The following is a 20,233-nucleotide window of genomic DNA, read 5'->3' on the forward strand; positions in this document are numbered from 1 at the left end:
TGTTCCGTTCGGTTACTGAAAGCGACGACGCGCATTGGCTTCACGCGCAGCACGCGCGGTTTCCACAGAAACGACCCGGCGACCCACCGGCCAGAGGGCGATGGCGGCGATTTTGAAATTCGCGATCCCCACCGGGATGCCTATGATAGTCAGGCACTGAGCTATACCGCTGAAAATGTGCATCAGGCAGAGCCACCAGCCGAAAAAAATGAACCACAGAATGTTCAGAACGGTACCGCCGGCGTTCAGTAGACCGTTTTTGCGCCCCGGCTCGAGCTCGTCAACATGAATCGCCTCGTTACCGTAGGGAAATAACGAAAGGCGAGTGATTTCCCAGCAGGAACGAGTCAGCGGCAGCGTGACAATCAGAATGATGCTGACCAGGGTGGCGAGTAGCCAGCCTAGAGTGGTGGCGAAACCGCCAAGGATAAAGTTCAAAATATTCAGAATGGTACGCATAAAGCCTCGGTTTTGCCCGGTGGATAATAAGACCTGATGATTGTAACGTTTTTTTGCGCTGGAGCACCTGGTCCGGGGCGGTTAAACTGAAAAACAATCCACCCTGATTGAAAATCGACATTATATGGAACTTAAAGCGACAACATTGGGCAAACGCATGGCTCAGCACCCTTATGATCGGGTGCAGCTACTGAACGCCGGGGTAAAAGTTTCCGGCGATCGTCATGAGTATCTTATCCCTTTCAATCAGTTATTGTCAGTGCATTGTAAGCGCGGTCTGGTCTGGGGCGAACTGGAGTTTGTGCTACCGGACGGGAAAGTCGTGCGTTTGCACGGTACCGAGTGGAGTGAAACGCAGCGCTTTTATCATCATTTACACACACTCTGGCAGCAGTGGAGCACGGAGATGAGCAATATCGCCGCCGGCGTGCTGAAGCAGCAGCTGGCGACGATCGAGCACACTCGCGCAGAAGGCAAGTGGCTAACCCGTCAGCAGGTGGCGGATGTTCAGGATAATATACGCCATGCGTTGACTGGTTTGCCGATGCCCACCAGTCGGCTTGATGCCTTTGATAACTGCCGGGAGCTGTGGCGGGAGTGTCAGCGCTGGTTAGGCGATATTGAAGCGACGCGTCTGGCCCATAACCAGGCCTTTACCGAGGCGATGCTGGAGCAATATCGCGAATTTTTTGATAGCGTTGAGTCGTCCCCGCTCAATGCGTCACAAGCGCGTGCGGTAGTGAACGGCGAGCGCTCCCTGCTGGTGCTGGCGGGAGCGGGCAGCGGTAAAACCTCGGTACTGGTGGCGCGAGCGGGCTGGCTGCTGGCGCGGGGAGAAGCCGCGGCAGATCAAATTTTGCTGCTGGCATTCGGCCGCCAGGCGGCGCAGGAAATGGATGAGCGGATCCGCGAGCGTCTGGCATCAGATGATATTACCGCGCGTACTTTCCATTCGCTGGCGTTGCATATTATTCAGCAGGGCAGCAAAAAAGTGCCCACTATCAGTAAGCTGGAAAGCGATACTGCGGCCCGCCGCGCATTGCTGCTGAAAAGCTGGCAAAAGCAGTGCCAGGAGAAAAAAGCGCAGGCGAAAGGTTGGCGCCTGTGGCTGGAAGAAGAGATGGGCTGGCAACTGCCGGAGGGGGACTTCTGGCAGGACAAAAAGGTGCAGCGGCGGATGGCCAGCCGGCTTGACCGCTGGGTGAGCCTGATGCGCATGCACGGCGGCTCCCAGGCGGAGATGATTGCCGGGGCGCCGGAAGCGGTACGCGACCTGTTCAGTAAACGGGTGAAGCTGATGTCGCCTCTGATGAAAGACTGGAAAGCGGCGCTCAAGGCCGAGAATGCGGTCGATTTTTCCGGCCTGATCCATCAGGCGGTCAATATTCTCGATAAAGGCCGCTTCGTCAGCCCATGGAAACACATTCTGGTGGATGAATTTCAAGATATTTCGCCGCAGCGAGCCTCGCTGTTGGCCGCGTTACGCCGGCAGAATAGCCAAACCACGCTCTTTGCCGTCGGGGATGACTGGCAGGCGATCTATCGGTTCAGCGGGGCGCAGCTTTCTCTGACCACCGCATTCAACCACTACTTTGGCGAAGGGGATTGCTGTGCGCTGGATACCACCTATCGCTTTAACGGGCGTATCGGCGAAATAGCCAATGGCTTTATCCAGCAAAATCCGCATCAGTTAAGCAAACCGCTGAACAGCCTTATGGCAGGTGATAAAAAGGCCGTCACGCTGTTAGCCGACGACAAGCTGGACGATCTTCTGGATAAGCTGAGCGGTTACGTTAAGCCCGAGCAGCGCATCCTGCTGCTTGCCCGTTATCACCATCTGAAGCCTGAGGCGCTCAACAAAGCGGCGACGCGCTGGCCGCATCTGCAGCTTGATTTTATGACTATTCATGCCAGCAAGGGCCAGCAGGCGGACTATGTGATTGTGCTGGGACTGCAGGAGGGAGAGGATGCGTTTCCGGCGCCGGCGCGCGAGTCGATCATGGAGCAGGCGCTCCTGCCGCAGCCGGAAGATTTTCCTGATGCGGAGGAGCGTAGACTGTTGTACGTGGCGCTCACCCGCGCTCGTCACCGGGTATGGCTGTTATTTAACAAGGCGCAACCTTCGCCGTTTGTCGAGATCCTGCAGGCGCTGGATGCGCCCGTGGCCAGGAAGCCGTAATCGCGGCTCGATTATTTCAGGCGCTCGGCAAGATAGCGTGGATAATCCGGGATCAGAATATCGAGCGGCTGATTAAAGTGCGGTGACTGGATGATAAAGTCAGCGGTGGAGACGTTAGTGGCGACCGGAATGTTCCAGACGGTGGCCAGGCGCAGCAACGCTTTGACATCCGGGTCGTGGGGAACGGCGTTCAGCGGATCCCAGAAGAAGATCAGCACGTCGATTTTGCCTTCTGAAATGAGGGCACCCACCTGCTGGTCGCCGCCCATCGGACCGCTCAGCATGGCATTAACCTCCAGGCCGGTAGCCCGGGAGACGAGATTACCGGTAGTGCCGGTAGCATACAAAATATGTTGCGCCAGCAGCGCCTGATGGCGAGCAACCCATTTCATCAGCATATCTTTGCAGTGATCGTGAGCCACCAGCGCGATATGTTTTTGCGCAGGCAGGGTACGTGTTGTCAGTTCCATATTTTCATTCCACATTTTGACCTGCAAACAGATTACTGAATGTGGCTGTCGCTGCAAGCATCGGGGATGAAAATTTTGCTGAATCTGTGGGTTAGGCTGGATGGCCCCCTGCTGCGGATTAGCATACACTTAAGTGAAATAGCAGGAGGAAACCATGAAAGAGAATGATATTGCTGGCATCCTGACCTCGACACGGACGATTGCGCTGGTCGGAGCCAGCGACAAGCCTGACCGTCCGAGCTACCGGGTCATGAAGTATCTGCTGGATCAGGGGTATCACGTTATCCCGGTTTCGCCGAAGGTGGCGGGCAAGACGCTGCTGGGACAACAGGGGTATGCGACGCTCGCCGACGTTCCGGAAAAGGTCGACATGGTTGATGTCTTCCGTAATTCAGAAGCGGCGTGGGGCGTAGCGCAGGAGGCGATAGCCATCGGCGCGAAAACGCTATGGCTGCAGCTGGGGGTGATCAATGAGCAGGCTGCGGTGCTGGCCAGGGAAGCCGGATTGAGCGTAGTGATGGATCGCTGCCCGGCCATTGAACTACCGCGACTAGGGTTGGCGAAATAAAATAAAACCCCGCGTTAGCGGGGTTTTTTATTCCCTTATTTTAAGGAGTAATTGCGGGTGATTTATTTCTGTTAGCGAAACGTTTCGTTATTCGCTTTATAATTCTGTGGTTAAAAATAACCTTATCGAAGATGGGTAATGACTCCAACTTACTGATAGTGTTTTATGTTCAGATAATGCCCGATGACCTTGTCATGCAGCTCCACCGATTTTGAGAACGACAGTGACTTCCGTCCCAGCCTTGCCAGATGTTGTCTCAGATTCAGGTTATGTCGCTCAATGCGCTGAGTGTAACGCTTGCTGATAACGTGCAGCTTTCCCTTCAGGCGTGATTCATAAAGCGGCCAGCCATCCGTCATCCATACCACCACATCAAATACCGACAGCAGCTCCAGAAGACGCTCCAGTGTGGCCAGAGTACGCTCACCAAAGACGTGTGCCACCACCGTCCTGCGCATCCTGTCATAGGCGTAAAATAACCAGCGCTGACGTGATTTAGCCCCGACGTAGCCCCACTGTTCGTCCATTTCCGCGCAGACAATGACGTCACTGCCCGGTTGTATGCGCGATGTTACCGGCTCCGGCCTGAGTTTTTTAAGTGCCGTAAAATCGTGTTGAGGCCAACGCCCATAATGCGGGCACTGGCACGGCACCCAACCCCATTCATAGCCATATCAATGATTTTCTGATGTGTACCGGGTTGAGAGGCGGTGTAAGTGAAGCTGATTTGCCATGTTTTACGGCAGTGAGAGCAGAGATAGCGCTGATGTCCGGCAGTGCTTTTACCGTTACGCACGACGCCTTCGGTAGCTGAACAAGTGGGACATCTGATGGAAATGGAAGCCACGCAAGCACCTTAAAATCACCATCATACACTAAATCAGTAAGTTGGTAGCATTACCTTTTTGTGAATGATGCTAATGGGCATCATAGCGATTTAGTTTTACAAGATGACGATAGTGGGGCTCTGTGGTGGCTTGAAGGGGCAGGAACCAGCGATGCCCATTATTCTCTCATCAGTGATATCTCAGGATTATTAGCTGCAGGCAGTTCTGGTGGCAGCATTGCTCCATGGGTAATGGCCGGGGCGGCTTTGCTTGGTATAGGGGCGATGATTGCAGGATCTTCCGATAAAGATCATTCGTCGCATTCTCCGAACGATGATACTGATTCTGATGCGGACAGTGATTCGGATAGTGATTCGGATACAGATCCAGGGGGCGACCCTCTCTCCGCCGCTAAAAACATTACAGTAACAGACGATGTTGAGCTACATACCGGTAGTATACCTAATGGCGGCCTGACCAATGATGCTACTCCGACAATAAGCGGAACCGCGCAGGCTGGCACGACAGTGACCATATACGATGGCACGACTGTATTGGGTAAGGTAGTCGTTGGTGCTGACGGAAAATGGAGTTTTACGCTCCCAAAACTAAGTGATGGTGAACATTCACTTAGCACCACCGTATCTGATACGAAAGGTCATACCAGCGGCCACTCGCCGGACTTTGTGCTCACGGTGGACACCACCGTGGCGCCGGTCAGCGATCTGCAGGTGACGGATGATGTGGCGCAGCACACCGGGCCGCTGACCAGCGGCGGGCTGACCAATGATGCGACGCCGGCCCTGAGCGGGACGGCGGAAGCCGGGGCGACGGTCACTATTTACGACGGCAGCACGGTGCTGGGCACCGCGGTGGCGGATGAGGACGGGCACTGGCGCTTCACTCCGGATCCGCTGGGCGAGGGGGAGCACCGCCTCAGCACCACGGTGACCGATGTGGCGGGGAACACCAGCGGCCACTCGCCGGACTTTGTGCTCACGGTGGACACCACCGTGGCGCCGGTCAGCGACCTGCAGGTGACGGATAACGTCGGTGAGGAGCAAGGGGTAGTTAGTAATGGCGGAATAACAGACGATACAACTCCTACCCTGAGTGGTACTGCGGAACCAGGATCTACGGTAACTATTTTTGATAAAGGGATTCAAATAGGTACAGCGTTAGTTGCTGAAAATGGGAATTGGAGTTTTACAACCTCAGCGTTGCCTAAAGGCGAGCATTCCTTCACAACAGTTGTCACTGATGAAGCTGGTAATACAAGTGATTCATCTCCTCCCTTTGTTGTCACTATTGAACTGATCGACGACTCCGATGCGGATGCAGACTCCGACAGCGACTCTGACTCTGACAGCGACTCAGACTCTGACAGTGACTCGGATTCTGACAGCGACTCCGATTCGGACAGTGATTCCGACTCTGACAGCGATTCGGACTCCGACAGTGATTCGGACTCCGACTCCGACTCTGACAGCGACTCGGATTCTGACAGCGATTCGGATTCTGACAGCGACTCTGACTCGGACAGCGACTCCGACTCCGACAGTGACTCCGATTCGGACAGCGATTCCGACAGCGACAGTGACTCGGATTCCGACAGCGACTCTGACTCGGACAGTGATTCCGACTCCGACAGCGATTCGGATTCCGACAGCGATTCGGACTCTGACAGTGACTCGGATTCTGACAGCGATTCCGACTCCGACAGTGATTCGGACTCTGACAGCGACTCCGATTCGGACAGCGACTCTGACTCGGACAGTGATTCCGACTCTGACAGCGATTCGGACTCTGGATTCAGGGGGCCAGTCTAGATTCCGACAGCGACTCCGATTCTGACAGCGATTCGGATTCTGACAGCGACTCCGATTCCGACAGCGACTCTGACTCCGACAGCGACTCTGATTCCGACAGCGACTCGGATTCTGACAGCGATTCTGACTCTGACAGTGACTCCGATTCGGATAGCGACTCGGACAGCGATTCCGATTCGGACAGTGACTCGGACTCTGACAGCGATTCGGACTCTGACAGTGACTCCGATTCGGACAGCGACTCTGACTCCGACAGCGACTCGGATTCCGACAGCGACTCGGACTCTGACAGTGATTCGGATTCCGACAGCGATTCGGACTCTGACAGCGACTCGGATTCTGACAGCGACTCTGACTCGGACAGCGACTCTGACTCTGACAGCGACTCGGATTCTGACAGTGATTCCGATTCCGACTCGGACAGCGATTCTGACTCGGACAGCGACTCGGATTCGGACAGTGATTCGGATTCCGTTGAGGCAATACCTGATACCAATAGTTCTGAGGTTGTGCAGCAGTACGGCAATCTTAATGGTACTGAAGGCAATCTCTCGCAACTGGTTGGCGTCTCGCTGCTGAGCACGATTAATGTGTCGCTGTTGTCTGGCAGTAGCTTCCGCTTCAACGTGGACAACAACACAACAGAGGATATGACGGTTGATGTCAGCGGCGTGTCTCTGCTTTCAACGGCTGGGCTGTTAACGTCGATAGTCAATCTGCTGGGGGCTGGAAATACGCTGACAGCCGATCTGTCGGTGATTGATATCGCGACTGGACGCGTAGTTGCTATCGACGCGGGAAGCGTGAGTATTAGCGCAACGTTGCTTGGTGGGTTGGTCTATAGCGGAACAGCTTCCTTTGAGAATCTGCCTGCTGGTAGCTATGCGCTGGCGATATCCTCACCAAATTCCGATGGAGTTCTGGTGAGCCTGATCAACACGCTCGCAGGTGCAGGAGTAGCCACCTTTGTACAAGCAACGGTAACCGATTCGCTCGGTTATAGCGGAAGTACCGTTACAGGCAATGTGCTGGAGGGATCGGATAACGGCGATATGGCCGATAGCGGTACCGACCTTACGGTAACGTCGGTAACGGCCACCACTGCTGCAGGTGAGACTTTCTCAGTGAATGGCGGCACCATATCGGTAACGGGTGCTTACGGCGTACTGACTATTAACGCTGACGGCAGCTATAGCTACCAGGCATCAGGTAAGGCCGGGTCGGCAGGTAATGCGGATGTATTTACCTATACCATTACGGATGGTAATGGGCTGCAATCAACCACCACCCTGACTATCAATATCGGTCAGGAGGTCGAGACCGCCCAGGCTAATCCGGATACGCAGGCTTATTACGTCGGCAACGTCGAAGATAATCTTGATATCCAGGGGGGCAATGTCGTTCAGGTGGCGGGCCTGTCGCTACTGAATACCGTGAATGTCGCGCTTCCGACCAATGGCTTTAAGTTTGTCGTGGCTGAAGGGACTGAACAGGATGTGACGTTAGGCGTTTCGGGGTCCACTGCCCTTAGCATCGCGCTAGGCGCCGTTACCCTGGATCTCATTCTGATCAATACCGACACTAACCAGATAGTCGGTAGACTGGCCCCCTGAATCTCCAGACAACCAATATCACTTAAATAAGTGATAGTCTTAATACTAGTTTTTAGACTAGTCATTGGAGAACAGATGATTGATGTCTTAGGGCCGGAGAAACGCAGACGGCGTACTACACAGGAAAAGATCGCTATCGTTCAGCAGAGCTTTGAACCGGGAATGACGGTCTCCCTTGTTGCCCGGCAACATGGTGTGGCAGCCAGCCAGCTATTTCTCTGGCGTAAGCAATACCAGGAGGGAAGTCTTACTGCTGTGGCTGCCGGAGAACAGGTCGTTCCTGCCTCTGAACTTGCTGCCGCCATGAAGCAGATTAAAGAACTCCAGCGCCTGCTCGGCAAAAAAACGATGGAAAATGAACTCCTTAAAGAAGCCGTTGAATATGGGCGAGCAAAAAAGTGGATAGCGCACGCGCCCTTATTGCCCGGGGATGGGGAGTAAGCTTCGTCAGCCGTTGTCTCCGGGTGTCGCGTGCGCAGTTGCACGTCATTCTCAGACGAACCGATGACTGGAAGGACGGCCGCCGCAGCCGTCACACGGATGATACGGATGTGCTTCGCCGTATACACCATGTTATCGGAGAGCTGCCCACATATGGTTATCGTCGGGTATGGGCGCTGCTTCGCAGACAAACAGAACCTGATGGTATGCCTGCGATCAATGCCAAACGTGTTTACCGGATCATGCGCCAGAATGCGCTGTTGCTTGAGCGAAAACCCGCTGTACCGCCATCGAAACGGGCACATACCGGCAGAGTGGCTGTGAAAGAAAGTAATCAGCGATGGTGCTCTGACGGGTTTGAGTTCCGCTGTGATAACGGAGAAAAACTGCGGGTCACGTTCGCGCTGGACTGCTGTGACCGTGAGGCACTGCACTGGGCGGTCACAACGGGTGGCTTCGACAGTGAAACAGTACAGGACGTCATGCTGGGAGCAGTGGAACGCCGCTTTGGCAGCGAGCTTCCGGCGTCTCCAGTGGAGTGGCTGACGGATAATGGTTCATGCTACCGGGCGAATGAAACACGTCAGTTCGCCAGGATGTTGGGACTTGAACCGAAGAACACGGCAGTGCGGAGTCCGGAGAGTAACGGAATAGCAGAGAGCTTCGTGAAAACGATAAAGCGTGACTACATAAGTATCATGCCCAAACCAGACGGGTTAACGGCAGCAAAGAACCTTGCAGAGGCGTTCGAGCATTATAACGAATGGCATCCGCATAGTGCGCTGGGTTATCGCTCGCCACGGGAATATCTGCGGCAGCGGGCCAGTAATGGGTTAAGTGATAACAGGTGTCTGGAAATATAGGGGCAAATCCAGTCGGCGTTATTAAGGATGGAATTACAGCAACGCCGACAGGTTTCCTTGGATTAAGCCTTGAATACGCGGGAGGAGGGGAATTTGAAAGAATTGGCGCCGGTAACTACATGGTTGTTATTTCGTCGCCGACTACTGAAGGATTGATTGGTTCGATACTGAATCTGAATTTGGGCACCAGCATTAGTATGGAGGTGACAGATTCGACTAAATACGTGACGGGGAATGTTCTGCACACCGATAGCGATGGCGATGTTGGCGATACAGGTAATGAAATTACCGTAAGCAGCATTCAGTTTGGATCGCAGATCGAAACAGTCACTGCCGGCGGCGTCACGATTAACGGTACATACGGTACTCTGATAATTAAGTCTGACGGTAGTTATAGTTACCATGCTAATGGAACAACAGGGGTGGGTCAGAGTGATGTCTTCACCTACACGATAACGGATGGGCTGGGTCATACATCGTCGACTACGCTGACGATGAACATTGAGTCAACGCCACCGGTAGCGGTTGATGATATCGCCTCCCTGTCGGCGGCAACGGCAATGCAGTCGGTTACCTGGACGCAAAGCGTCAGCAATCTTGCAGTGCCAAATACGGCAGTAGCGGCTAATGCGACATCGGCGGCGAAAGTCACCAGTCAGAACTTTACCATTGCTGAAGGCCGGGAGGTGGATGGAGCATCTATCACTCTCAACTTGAGTGGTAACCGAACCAGTGGTCTCTCACTACTGAATGGCGATCTTTCTGGGACGGTCACTCTTATTCATCATGTCACTGTTGGCGGTGTCACAACAGATGTAACGGTGTGGACGAGTTCTCTGACGATGGCTCTGGATGGTTCTCTCCTTAGCCCGTCATCCGATACGGATACTGTGACGCTGAACATGGTTAACGGCGGCATCCCGCTACAACTGGCGGCAGGTGATTATACTCTGAGTATTAGTCATACGATGCATGCCGGCACGGCGTTGTCCTACAACCTGTCAGCGAGCGTAGCAGGAACAGAGATCCTTACCGATGCGCATCTGACGGTCGGGCAATCTGTGGCAGGGAATATTCTCGACGGTTCCGATGCGAATGGAACACCAGACACGCTTGGTTCGCTGCATAGCGGCTTTACGATAAGTGGCGAAAACAATCTGGGTATCGCGACCAACTGGACCTTCCATTCTGATGGCACAGTAACTAACGATACGGGAACCAGCGCATCTAATGGAAATGCGGTGCTGTATGGTGAATACGGGATCCTGACCATTAATGGGCAAGGTGGTTACACCTATCAGTTGAACGGGGGTGTGAATACCGATGCAATAACGTCTAAGGAGACATTTACTTATACCCTTATCAGTAGTGATGGCGGCAGTTCGACGGCGAATCTGACGATCGATCTGCACCCGCAGATCGCCGGCAGCGTCAATGACGATAGCGTTCATAGTACCGCTTACGATGACACCTTCAGCATGGGTGTGGGAGCCGATACGCTGGTTTACAACCTGCTGGCGGATGACAACACCGGAGGCAACGGTAGCGATATCTGGAGCGATTTCTCGGTCGCCCAGGGAGATCATATCGATGTTTCGGCGCTGTTGGTCGGCTGGAATGGTTCCAGCGATACGTTGGGTAACTATATTACTCTGAGTTATGTCGGCGGAAACACCGTGGTGTCTATTGATCGCGATGGAACGGGTGGAAACACCCATCAACCTGCGACGTTGATTACGCTACAGGGGGTCCATATCAATTCGCTCGATGAGCTAATTGATACCAATAACTCGAACTAAATAAGTCGATGAGAATGGCGGCACAGGGAGGTGCTGCCGTTACGATTTTTTGTCGCGAAAGGGGATAAGGAAAAACCAATCGGGGAACGACGGGCTATCGTTAAATAAAAAGAATGATGCGGAAAGAGTATATCCATATTTTCAGTGTGCTTTCTGAAGGGTAATTTTATGCGTCTATTTCAAAAAAAAGGGATGGTCAGCGTTTACAGCTGCAGCACTATTTTCCTGTCAATCTGCGTGGTATTAACGGTTGACGCAGAGGAGCTTTCTTTTCCGCCCACCAGCATCAGCACCCAGAGGTTAAACGATACTCAGCAGGTCGCCGGATATAGCGAAGAGCTTATCAACCCTGAAAGTCATCTTGCCGGTCCACTGGATATTGCTACCGCAGTAAAATCAGCAGTCAATTGGCATCCTGCTATCAATCAACAGGTGAGTAAACTTCAGGAGCAGGTGCAAAAAGTGGATGTAGCGAAAGCCAAATATTATCCGCAGGTTAATGCGGGTATGAATAATGGGTACAGTAACACCTACTCTGATTCTGGATATTCCCCCTCATTAGTTGTCTCTGTTTCGCAAATGCTGTACGACTTTGGCAAAGTCTCCAGTTCGGTGAGAGCGGCGGACGCTGCCGTTGCCCAACAGCAGGCGATGGTCATGCTTAATATCGATCAGGTGGCTCATGATACCGCGGGTGCAGTGGTACAGCTGCAGGGTTATCAAAAGCTCGTGAAAATAGCCCAGGCCCAGGTCGATTCGTTAAAGCATATTGGCGATCTTATTCGCCAGCGCAACGACGCCGGGGCGACATCGCTTTCTGATGTTGTGCAGACGGATACCCGCGTTGAGGGCGCGCAGGCGACGCTTATCCAGTATCAGGCAGCGCTTGAGCGCTGGAAGGCAACGCTGGCGACGTATCTTGGTCTCGGAAGTATTACCTCCGTAACCGAAAGCGTACCGCAGGCTATGGATGCCGCCTGCGCCGTTAGTAAAATCGATTATCGAACCGTACCAGCGGTGCTCGCCGCTTTGGCCCAGGCTACACAGGCACAAGCCCAGGTAGATAATGCCACCGCGCAAATGTTGCCTACAATCTCGCTGGAACCTCAGGTAACGCATTACCTCAATGATAATTACGCCAACAGCGCGGTATTAAATAAAACGCAGTATTCGGCATGGGTCAAAGTAGAAATGCCGATCTACCAGGGCGGCGCGCTAACGGCTTCCCGCGAAGCGGCGCAGCAAACGCTATCTGCGGCGAATGCCGGGATCAGAAACGCGCAACTCGATGCCAGCCAGAAGTTGAGCGCCTCCCGCGACGAGGCGGTAAACCTGAAACAATCTATCGCCATCCAGCGCCGCCAGCAATTGCTTGGCGAACAAACCCGCGCCCTGTATCAGGATCAATATTTACAGCTCGGCACGCGTCCGTTACTCGACCTGCTTAACGTCGATCAGGAAATTTATCAGGCGCAATTTAATCAGGTATTAACTGAAGCGCAACTGCGAAATCTGGAACTGGACTGTCTGTTCAGTACAGGGAAAATGCGCGCCGTTTTTGCTCTGGATAACCAAAGAATTCAGGGCGTGGAGATTCAACCATGAGCGAACAACCCCAGCGCAGCGATATTCCGCATTTACAGGATTGGGCTAACGCTATGGCTTTTGTCGCCAGCCATTATCGGCAAAGTTACTCACCGGGGACGCTTCATGCCGCGGCGGAGTGGGCGACGCAAAAAACGCTGCCTGATGCGCTTAAACATTTATGCCGTCATGCCGGATTGCATTGCCAATTTCTTAATGGCAATGACCGGAAAATGTCGGCCTGGCGGCTGCCGCTTGTGGTACAGCTCAAAGATGGCCAGATTGGCATTATTGAAAGCTTCGATCTACATAACTCAGTCGGGATCCGTTTTGTCAAAGAGCTTACATTACTAAGCCACTGTCCGCTTGACTCCTTGTTAGATGAAATTGAATTCACTGTGGCTTTTCGTCCGGCCTCGCCGGAGAAAGATATTAGAACTGAAAGCTACCTCACACGCTTCCAGCCGGACTGGTTACGTAAGATCGTTTTAAAAGATTGGCGTCCCTATACACATGTCATGCTGGCGTCGCTGGCGATCAATATTTTGGCATTAGCCGGTATCCTGTTTTCCATGCAGGTATATGATCGGGTAATTCCGGCCCAATCCTATCCCACGTTATATGTCTTGTTTAGCGGCGTATTAATTGCCGCAGTGTTCAATTTTGTTCTGAAAATTACCCGCGGTCACGTGACCGACCTGCTGGGAAAACGTGGGGATATTCGTATCTCCGATCGCGTATTTGGTCACGCATTACGGCTGAAAAATACCGCGGTGCCGCGCTCGACGGGCAGCTTTATTTCCCAGATTCGCGAGCTAGAGCAGGTACGGGAAATGATGACCTCGACCATGATGACGGTCATTGCCGATTTACCTTTTTTCCTGCTTTTTCAGCTTGTGCTATTTATCGTCTCGCCATGGCTGAGTTGGATCGCGCCTGTTGCGACTATCCTGATGCTGTTACCGGGATTGTTACTGCAGAAAAAACTGGCTGAGCTGGCAAATAAAAATCAGCATGAAAGCACGCTACGCTACGCCATTTTGGTGGAAAGCATTCAGGGCCTGCCGGATATAAAAATGATGCAGGCAGAAAGTCGCTTTCTGCAACAATGGAACAGCTATGTGGCGATTACTGCGGAATCGGGAGTTCAAACCCGAAAAGTCACTCATGGGCTGGTGAGCTGGGGCATGTCGATCCAGAACCTGTTGTATGCCACCGTAGTGGCCGTTGGGGCGCCGCTGGTGATTAATGGCGACATCACGACCGGCGCCATGGTGGCGGCATCGATGCTGTCCAGTCGAATGGTTGCTCCGATGACGGCGCTCTGCGGGGTACTGGCTCGCTGGCAGCAGGTGAAAGTAGCTAAAGCAAGCCTGGATAATTTAATGGCGCTGCCGGTAGAAGGGGGGCTGGATGAGCCGCGGATCCATCGAGCGGTTCTGCACGGTAATTATGAATTTCGCAACGCCGAGTTTCGTTACGGCAAAGACAATGGCCCCGCACCGCTGCGAATTAAACAGCTTTCTATCAAAGCCGGGGAAAAAATAGCTGTTCTGGGGCGCATTGGCGCCGGGAAATCAACGCTTTTGCAGGCAATGATGGGTAATGTTGAGTTGACGTCAGGCGAACTAAGGCTTGACGATCTTTCGCTGCCGCAAATCGATCTGGCGGATATTCGCCGTAATGCCACGCTACTGACGCAGGAGGCTCGGTTATTTCATGGGACATTAAGGGAAAATGTGACCCTGGGACGGCCTATGGCGAGCGATGATGAACTGGTGAAAGTGCTGGAGCTGTGCGGTGCGCTGGAGTTTGTCAACAAACTGCCTATGGGGCTTGAACATCTGGTGATGGAGGGAGGGCTTGGGCTTTCCGGCGGGCAGCGGCAGTCACTGCTGCTGGCTCGAGCGCTCATCCGCGATCCCAATATTATTCTGCTGGATGAACCCACCTCATTCTTTGATGAACGAACAGAAAAAGCGTTTGTCGAGCAGCTGGCCCGTTGGGCAGGAGAGCGTACGTTAATCATCGCCACTCACAAAGCGGCGGTGCTCAATATCGTCGATCGTATACTGGTTATTCAGGACGGGCAGCTGGCGCTGGATAAGCCTAAAGCGACGGTATTTGAGCAAGAAAAAGCGCGTGCTCAGGTGGTGAACATATGAATAAGCCCACTGCTGCGATTTTCCCGTTGGTAAAGGAACTCGATCCGGTTGCTGCGATGGCTGATAACGAGCGTGATGAGGCCGAGCTGGTTAAATCGCGCCGCCTGATCGCTTTACTGGCGCTACTGCTGGTGGTCACAGGCGTTTGGGCGTGGTTTGCCACGCTTGATGAAGTATCCACCGGGACCGGAAAAGTGATCCCCAGCTCGCGCGAACAGGTGTTGCAAACGCTCGATGGCGGGATCTTAACTGAGCTGAACGTTCGCGAAGGCAGCCGTGTCGCCGCGGGCCAGGTGGTCGCACGATTGGATCCGACCCGCAGTGAATCCAATGTTGGCGAAAGTCAGGCAAAATATCGCGCGTCATTAGCCGCAAGCATTCGCCTGACCGCCGAGGTGAACAACCAACCGCTGATTTTTCCACCATCGCTGAAGGCCTGGCCGGGGCTACTGGCGGAAGAAACTCGCCTCTATCACAGTCGCAGGGAGCAGCTAACGAAGTCTATGCGGCAACTGGAGCAGTCGTTATCGCTGGTCAATAGTGAGCTGGCGATAAATGAAAAGCTGGCTAAGACCGGTGCGGCCAGTAATGTTGAAGTGCTTCGTTTACGCCAGCAGGCTGCCGATATTGAGCTAAAGAAAATTGACCTCAACACTCGCTACTATGTTGATGCCCGCGAGCAGTTGTCAAAAGCCAATGCGGATGTCGCCAGCCTTGCCGAAGTGATTAAGGGCCGGGCAGATTCAGTGGCTCGATTGACCGTGCGCTCACCGGTGCAGGGGATCGTCAAAAATATCAAAGTGAATACCATCGGCGGGGTTATCGCGCCTAACGGTGAACTGATGGATATCGTCCCCATTGATGGTCGATTGTTGATCGAAGCGCGGATTTCTCCGCGCGATATTGCATTTATTCATCCCGATCAGAAGGCGCTGGTGAAAATTACCGCCTATGATTATGCCATCTATGGCGCCCTCAATGGTGTTGTCGAAACGATATCTCCCGACACGATTCAGGACGAGGCAAAACCTGATGTTTACTATTATCGGGTGTTTATCCGTACCGATCATAACTATCTGGAAAATAAACGCGGTAAGCGTTTTTTAATAGGTCCAGGGATGATCGCTACGGTTGATATTAAAACCGGAGAGAAGACAGTTATGGATTATTTGGTGAAACCATTTAATAGGGCAAAAGAAGCGCTGAGAGAAAGGTAACACCTGCTAGTTAGCTTTATGTTTGGTGAATTTTCAACGAATGGAGATTTGAGATGGCATTGAGCGATTTATTACAACAGGCTTGCTTTCAGTGCAAACCATTAAAAACGACCGCATTGCCTGCTGATTATCCTGGGTGGGTCATCTTTTTTAGCGTCAGTGACGGTAAGCAGCGTGCGCATGTCCATGTTTCGACAGCAGCCAGCTTTGTCAAGCCTGGCTAGCCGGGGCCAGAGCGCTGCAGGAGTGGCGTAAAAAGCAAGATAATGAAACCCAATGGTTACGAATTGATATTGTCGATAGCGTAGAAAAGCTAACGTGGGAAAATCTATTAAAGAAACTCAATATCACCAAACGCAATTATTTTCGCTTCGGCATCTCTTTTGATACACAATTTACGCAAGCGATCCTTGAACAGGAAATTGCGGCGAATGCTTTACTTTATGATGGGGACAATGGCGTAGCGGCGCCAAATGACATCAATCTGGAAAATTATGGTCAACGCCGATTTAAGCGCAGTTTGAACTGGCCGAGCGAACCTCAGCAGATACTATGGCGGTTTAAAACGCGTTCAGTATTCTGCGATCGTAACGGCGCTAAACTCATCGAACATACTGGTCGCAGTTCCGGCTACCGCGTTATCGGTGATGAATGGCAAAAAAATTATCTGCCCGAGGTTATTAAAAAGGGGAGCGATTATCTGGCTCGTCAGGTCAAAAAAGACGGACTCTATTATTACGGATGGTTTCCCTGCTTTGACCGTCCTGTGCGATCCTATAATGCTTTACGCCATGCCAGCTCAACCTATTCGCTGATTGAGGGGTGGGAGGCGACTAAGCAACCGCACCTTCGTCAGGCGATCGATCGGGCGATTGCTTACCTGGTCAATAATCTTATTTCTGTTCGTACGCTTGCTGATGGACGACAGGCTGCGTTTCTTTGTGATGTCGAAAATGAAATTAAACTTGGCGGTAATGCCGTCAGTATTCTGGCGCTGGTGAAATACACCGAAACGACGGGCGATCGACAATATCTGGACTTGTTGTCGCAACTGGCCACTGGAATTGCATTTATGCAGGACGCGCAAAGCGGTGAGTTTGTTCATGTCCTTAACAGCCACGACCTCTCATTGAAAGCCAAACATCGCATCATCTATTACGACGGTGAGGCGGCTTTCGCCTTAATGGGCTTGTATAGCTTGACGTTGGCGCCGCAGTGGCTGGTTATGGTGGAGAAAGCATTTGAATACTTCATTCGACAAAAACACTGGCAGCATCACGATCACTGGTTGAGCTATTGCGTTAACGAATTAACGCGTTTTCGCCCGGAGGAGCGTTATTTCCGCTTCGGGCTGGACAACGTGCGCGATCATCTGGATTTCGTGCTGCAACGGGTAACAACCTATCCAACGCTACTGGAGTTAATGATGGCGGCGGCGGAAATGATTGCGCGCCTGGAGGCCTCTACCACACAGCGCCATTTGCTCGACGACTTTGATAAAGACAAATTTTACCAGGCCCTGGAGGCGCGGGCGCGTTATTTACTGGATGGTTTCTTCTGGCCAGAGCTGGCGATGTTTTTTAAAAATCCTGCGCGTATCGTTAATAGTTTCTTTATTCGTCACCATAGCTATCGTGTTCGAATTGATGATGTAGAGCACTATCTGTCAGGTTATATCGCTTATCAGAAGTATTTTCAGGCAGCCAGCAAACGTCAGCAATCGCCAATCGCGGCGCCGCCCGCGCCTCGGGGAACGACCCTTTTTTTGTTAGAGAATCTGCGCGACGTGGGGAATGGTATTGAGGTTGCGGCTACCCGGCGAGCAAGGCTGTTTGTTGAACATTTACACACCGTCCCGTGGCTTATCACCGCCGTCTGGAACCCAGACCTTAACGATGCGGTAAAAGCGTTGAAGGCGCGGGGAGCGTTGCCGGAAGCGGTGCCGGTTTATAACCTCTACAATGCATTAGCGTCGTGCCTGAGTGCGGGGAAGATCGTCCCGCTTCCCGGGCTGAAAGGGGAGGTTGAGCTTCGTCAGACCGTTGTGCCGAAAGCAGAGGCGCCAATCGGTAAAAATAATTATCAATTACGCCCGCAGGGGCAATTGGTGGAAGATTACGTCGATAGCGCAGGAAACGTGTTGCTGCGTAAATATTTTGATATCAAGAAAGCGAATCTGCAGATTATCCGCATGGATGTCGCTTTGCCGGGCGGGGAGGTCAAATCCTTTAACCAACAGGAAGCGTTTTTCTCCTGGATGCTGGAAATGATGCTGCCCGCAGCGGGCAACTGGCATTTTATCGTCGATAAAAACAAAGCGTGGAAAGATTTTGTCTGTTCGCAACCGGCACAGCGGATGAACTGCACGGTTAGCGCGGTCATCCACTCTCATCATCAATTGCTAAACGGCGGGATAAAAGCTTCTTACCGTCATTTACTGGAACAACCGCAACTGGTGGATCGGTTAATCGTACTCACCGACGAACAATGGCAAGATTTACAGCAAGAGGGGATCCCCGGCGCTCGCCTTGTGGTCATTCCCAACCATATGGATGACAGCAAAATTCCGGTTAACCCGCAAAAGGAGCCCTCAGAAACGGTCATTTACCTGGCGCGTTATTCAGAAGAAAAGCAGCATCTGACGCTGTTCAACGCATTCCGTAAAGTGTCCGCACAACGTCCCGATGCGCGGCTCCATACTTATGGCGTCGGCCCGCTTCGCCGTAAACTTAGCGACCAGGTTAAGGCGTGGGGATTAGAAGACGTGATAAAAATCAACGGATTTACCTCGGATATTGCTGCCGTTCATCGACACGCTTGCTGTACGGTCCTCTGTTCAAATCAGGAGGGGCAATCTCTGTCGGCGGTCGAGGCCATGGTCTACGGCACGCCGTTAATTAGTTTTGCTATTAAATATGGGCCGCGCGATATTCTGCAGGACCGCCAGGCCGGGATTCTGGTGCCTTACGGCGACGAAGAGGCGTTGGCCGCGGCCTTAGTTCGGGTTATTTCCGATAAGGCGCTACAAAAAGAGATGCAGGCCGCCGCTATCCGCAATGCGCGCCGTTATTACGCTACCGCGATAGCCGGGCGCTGGGAAAGCTGGTTACAGCACAATGAGCAGCGAATGAAGGAGCAGGAGGAGAAGCCACTCAATGTGGCTTCGCTCAAACAACGTGTCGTGTAAGAACGTTTCTGCCCCGGTAAAACTCTTTTACCGGGGCGGGTTACATCCAAAGAGGCGGTACCTTGCGATATAGCAGAGCAGGAGCGGTATGGTGCGCAATTTATCTGTCAGCGGTGTTTTGTTTGCCGTCCGCGGCGGCCGATGAAATGGTGCAGGAATCCCGCTGCGTCAAAGGTTCGATATTACTTAATCATCGTCTCGAAAAAGAATATGTTGAAGATGATTTCCATATTTTTTATAGCCTGCAAGGGCGAGACGCCCTCAAATATCAGTACGACAGCTCAGGCAGTGGCGTCCCTGACAGTATCAAAGATATTGCCGGGCAACTACAGGCCGCTAAATACCTCTATTCCAGTGTGCTTGGCCTTCGCTTTCCGTTACAGCAAAAGATCTATGCTCAGGCCAGGCAAATCAATGTCTATGTGCTGCAACTGCCGAAAGGAAATGGTTTGGCCTTCGATCGCGTGGCGGCAGAAACGATGAGTGACGGCAGGCAGCTGCCTTGCGGTTTAAAGTTTGTATTGAATGCCGCGCTGGAACCGGCGCGTAACATTACGCCAGCTCATGAATTTTTCCATCTTTATCAGTATGGCTATGCCGTTTTTAAACAAAAGTGGTATCTGGAGGGAATGGCGCGATGGATGGAGAACAGCTTTAAAGCGCCTGAGAAAAATACCCGGCGGCTCTCTCCGCTTCCTCATTGCGACAGTAATTTTACCCGCGGTTATAACGCCGCGAATTACTGGGCGAGCTTTGCGCAAGCACATTTTGCTGATGTCGCTATCCCCGCCGCAGCACAGCGTTTTCGTTACAGCGACGGTTCGCCAGTTTTAATAGCGCAGGAAGTAAAGGGGGGAGCAATGCTAGCGCCGTTTTTTAATCAGTTGGCGCAGGGCAGCGCGGCACAGTCGCGGCAGTTAAATCAGGCGAACATCCGCTGGTCTGAAGCTCAGCAGCGCAGTCCGCAATTTAATGAGGCAATCTGTCAGGCGTTGGCCGCCGCGGTGGCAGAGAAAAAATAGAATATAAAAC

Annotated in this window: 11 protein-coding genes and 3 pseudogenes; 11 read left to right on the forward strand and 3 right to left on the reverse strand. The window is 52.6% G+C overall.

Going from position 1 to position 20,233, the window contains the following annotated elements:
• Window positions 1-12 precede the first annotated feature (12 nt).
• Window positions 13-459 (reverse strand): YccF domain-containing protein, encoded by a 447-nt coding sequence (locus DR88_RS17555; protein ID WP_002898425.1) that lies wholly within the window; start codon window positions 457-459, stop codon window positions 13-15.
• 124 nt (window positions 460-583) lie between these two features.
• On the opposite strand from DR88_RS17555, the gene helD reads away from it, so the two are divergent.
• Window positions 584-2,638, forward strand: coding sequence for a DNA helicase IV (gene helD, locus DR88_RS17550; RefSeq protein ID WP_004147858.1), 2,055 nt, complete (start codon window positions 584-586; stop codon window positions 2,636-2,638).
• A gap of 11 nt (window positions 2,639-2,649) precedes the next feature.
• Here the strand turns inward: helD and mgsA are convergent, their stop codons facing one another.
• Window positions 2,650-3,108 (reverse strand): methylglyoxal synthase, encoded by a 459-nt coding sequence (gene mgsA / locus DR88_RS17545; RefSeq protein ID WP_025861647.1) that lies wholly within the window; start codon window positions 3,106-3,108, stop codon window positions 2,650-2,652.
• 154 nt (window positions 3,109-3,262) lie between these two features.
• Between mgsA and DR88_RS17540 the strand changes: the two genes are divergently transcribed.
• Complete coding sequence (locus DR88_RS17540) at window positions 3,263-3,676, forward strand: CoA-binding protein (RefSeq protein ID WP_004144085.1); 414 nt, start codon at window positions 3,263-3,265, stop codon at window positions 3,674-3,676.
• Window positions 3,677-3,825: 149 nt separating this feature from the next.
• On the opposite strand, the gene DR88_RS0125385 is transcribed toward DR88_RS17540, so the two are convergent.
• Window positions 3,826-4,523 (reverse strand): IS1 family transposase gene (locus DR88_RS0125385; RefSeq protein ID WP_171893191.1). Its coding sequence is split into 2 segments (ribosomal slippage): window positions 3,826-4,274 and window positions 4,274-4,523, totalling 699 coding nucleotides; the frame shifts between segments, so codons are not numbered across the junction.
• 60 nt (window positions 4,524-4,583) lie between these two features.
• On the opposite strand from DR88_RS0125385, the gene DR88_RS31720 reads away from it, so the two are divergent.
• The 9 genes and pseudogenes from DR88_RS31720 (at window position 4,584) to DR88_RS17505 (ending at window position 20,223) form a co-directional block, all read left to right on the forward strand.
• Complete coding sequence (locus DR88_RS31720; protein WP_128972058.1) at window positions 4,584-6,332, forward strand: Ig-like domain-containing protein; 1,749 nt, start codon at window positions 4,584-4,586, stop codon at window positions 6,330-6,332.
• Between the two features lie 362 nt (window positions 6,333-6,694).
• Window positions 6,695-7,930 (forward strand): annotated as a pseudogene (locus DR88_RS31725) (Ig-like domain-containing protein); the annotation flags it as partial.
• 90 nt (window positions 7,931-8,020) lie between these two features.
• A protein-coding gene (locus tag DR88_RS0125395; RefSeq protein ID WP_085956323.1) for an IS3 family transposase occupies window positions 8,021-9,249 on the forward strand; the annotation gives its coding sequence in 2 pieces (ribosomal slippage) (window positions 8,021-8,336 and window positions 8,336-9,249; 1,230 coding nt in all).
• A gap of 11 nt (window positions 9,250-9,260) precedes the next feature.
• Window positions 9,261-11,048, forward strand: a pseudogene (locus DR88_RS17530) (cadherin-like domain-containing protein); the annotation flags it as partial.
• Window positions 11,049-11,216: 168 nt separating this feature from the next.
• A complete protein-coding gene (locus DR88_RS17525; protein ID WP_032443825.1) occupies window positions 11,217-12,653 on the forward strand; it encodes a TolC family outer membrane protein in 1,437 nt (478 codons plus the stop codon).
• The gene (locus DR88_RS17520) at window positions 12,650-14,797 is read left to right on the forward strand and encodes a type I secretion system permease/ATPase (protein ID WP_004147865.1); all 2,148 of its coding nucleotides are present in this window, start codon (window positions 12,650-12,652) and stop codon (window positions 14,795-14,797) included. Before DR88_RS17525 ends, DR88_RS17520 begins: the two co-directional genes overlap by 4 nt.
• Window positions 14,794-16,014, forward strand: a complete 1,221-nt coding sequence (locus tag DR88_RS17515) for an HlyD family type I secretion periplasmic adaptor subunit (protein ID WP_004141638.1) — start codon at window positions 14,794-14,796, stop codon at window positions 16,012-16,014. The genes DR88_RS17520 and DR88_RS17515 overlap by 4 nt, the downstream gene beginning before the upstream one ends.
• A 53-nt stretch (window positions 16,015-16,067) precedes the next feature.
• Window positions 16,068-19,201 (forward strand): annotated as a pseudogene (locus DR88_RS17510) (glycosyltransferase).
• A gap of 146 nt (window positions 19,202-19,347) precedes the next feature.
• Window positions 19,348-20,223 (forward strand): hypothetical protein, encoded by an 876-nt coding sequence (locus DR88_RS17505; protein WP_023302564.1) that lies wholly within the window; start codon window positions 19,348-19,350, stop codon window positions 20,221-20,223.
• The last annotated feature ends 10 nt before the right edge of the window (window positions 20,224-20,233 follow it).

Source organism: Klebsiella pneumoniae (genome assembly GCF_000742135.1).
GTDB classification, from domain to species: domain Bacteria; phylum Pseudomonadota; class Gammaproteobacteria; order Enterobacterales; family Enterobacteriaceae; genus Klebsiella; species Klebsiella pneumoniae.

Bases quoted from the DNA above. Each gene is read 5' to 3' on its own strand.
- DR88_RS17505 (WP_023302564.1), top strand. From the start codon at position 19,348: ATGGTGCAGGAATCCCGCTGCGTCAAAGGTTCGATATTACTTAATCAT.
- DR88_RS17540 (WP_004144085.1), top strand. From the start codon at position 3,263: ATGAAAGAGAATGATATTGCTGGCATCCTGACCTCGACACGGACGATT.
- mgsA (WP_025861647.1), bottom strand. From the start codon at position 3,108: ATGGAACTGACAACACGTACCCTGCCTGCGCAAAAACATATCGCGCTG.
- DR88_RS17515 (WP_004141638.1), top strand. From the start codon at position 14,794: ATGAATAAGCCCACTGCTGCGATTTTCCCGTTGGTAAAGGAACTCGAT.
- DR88_RS17555 (WP_002898425.1), bottom strand. From the start codon at position 459: ATGCGTACCATTCTGAATATTTTGAACTTTATCCTTGGCGGTTTCGCC.
- DR88_RS17520 (WP_004147865.1), top strand. From the start codon at position 12,650: ATGAGCGAACAACCCCAGCGCAGCGATATTCCGCATTTACAGGATTGG.
- helD (WP_004147858.1), top strand. From the start codon at position 584: ATGGAACTTAAAGCGACAACATTGGGCAAACGCATGGCTCAGCACCCT.
- DR88_RS17525 (WP_032443825.1), top strand. From the start codon at position 11,217: ATGCGTCTATTTCAAAAAAAAGGGATGGTCAGCGTTTACAGCTGCAGC.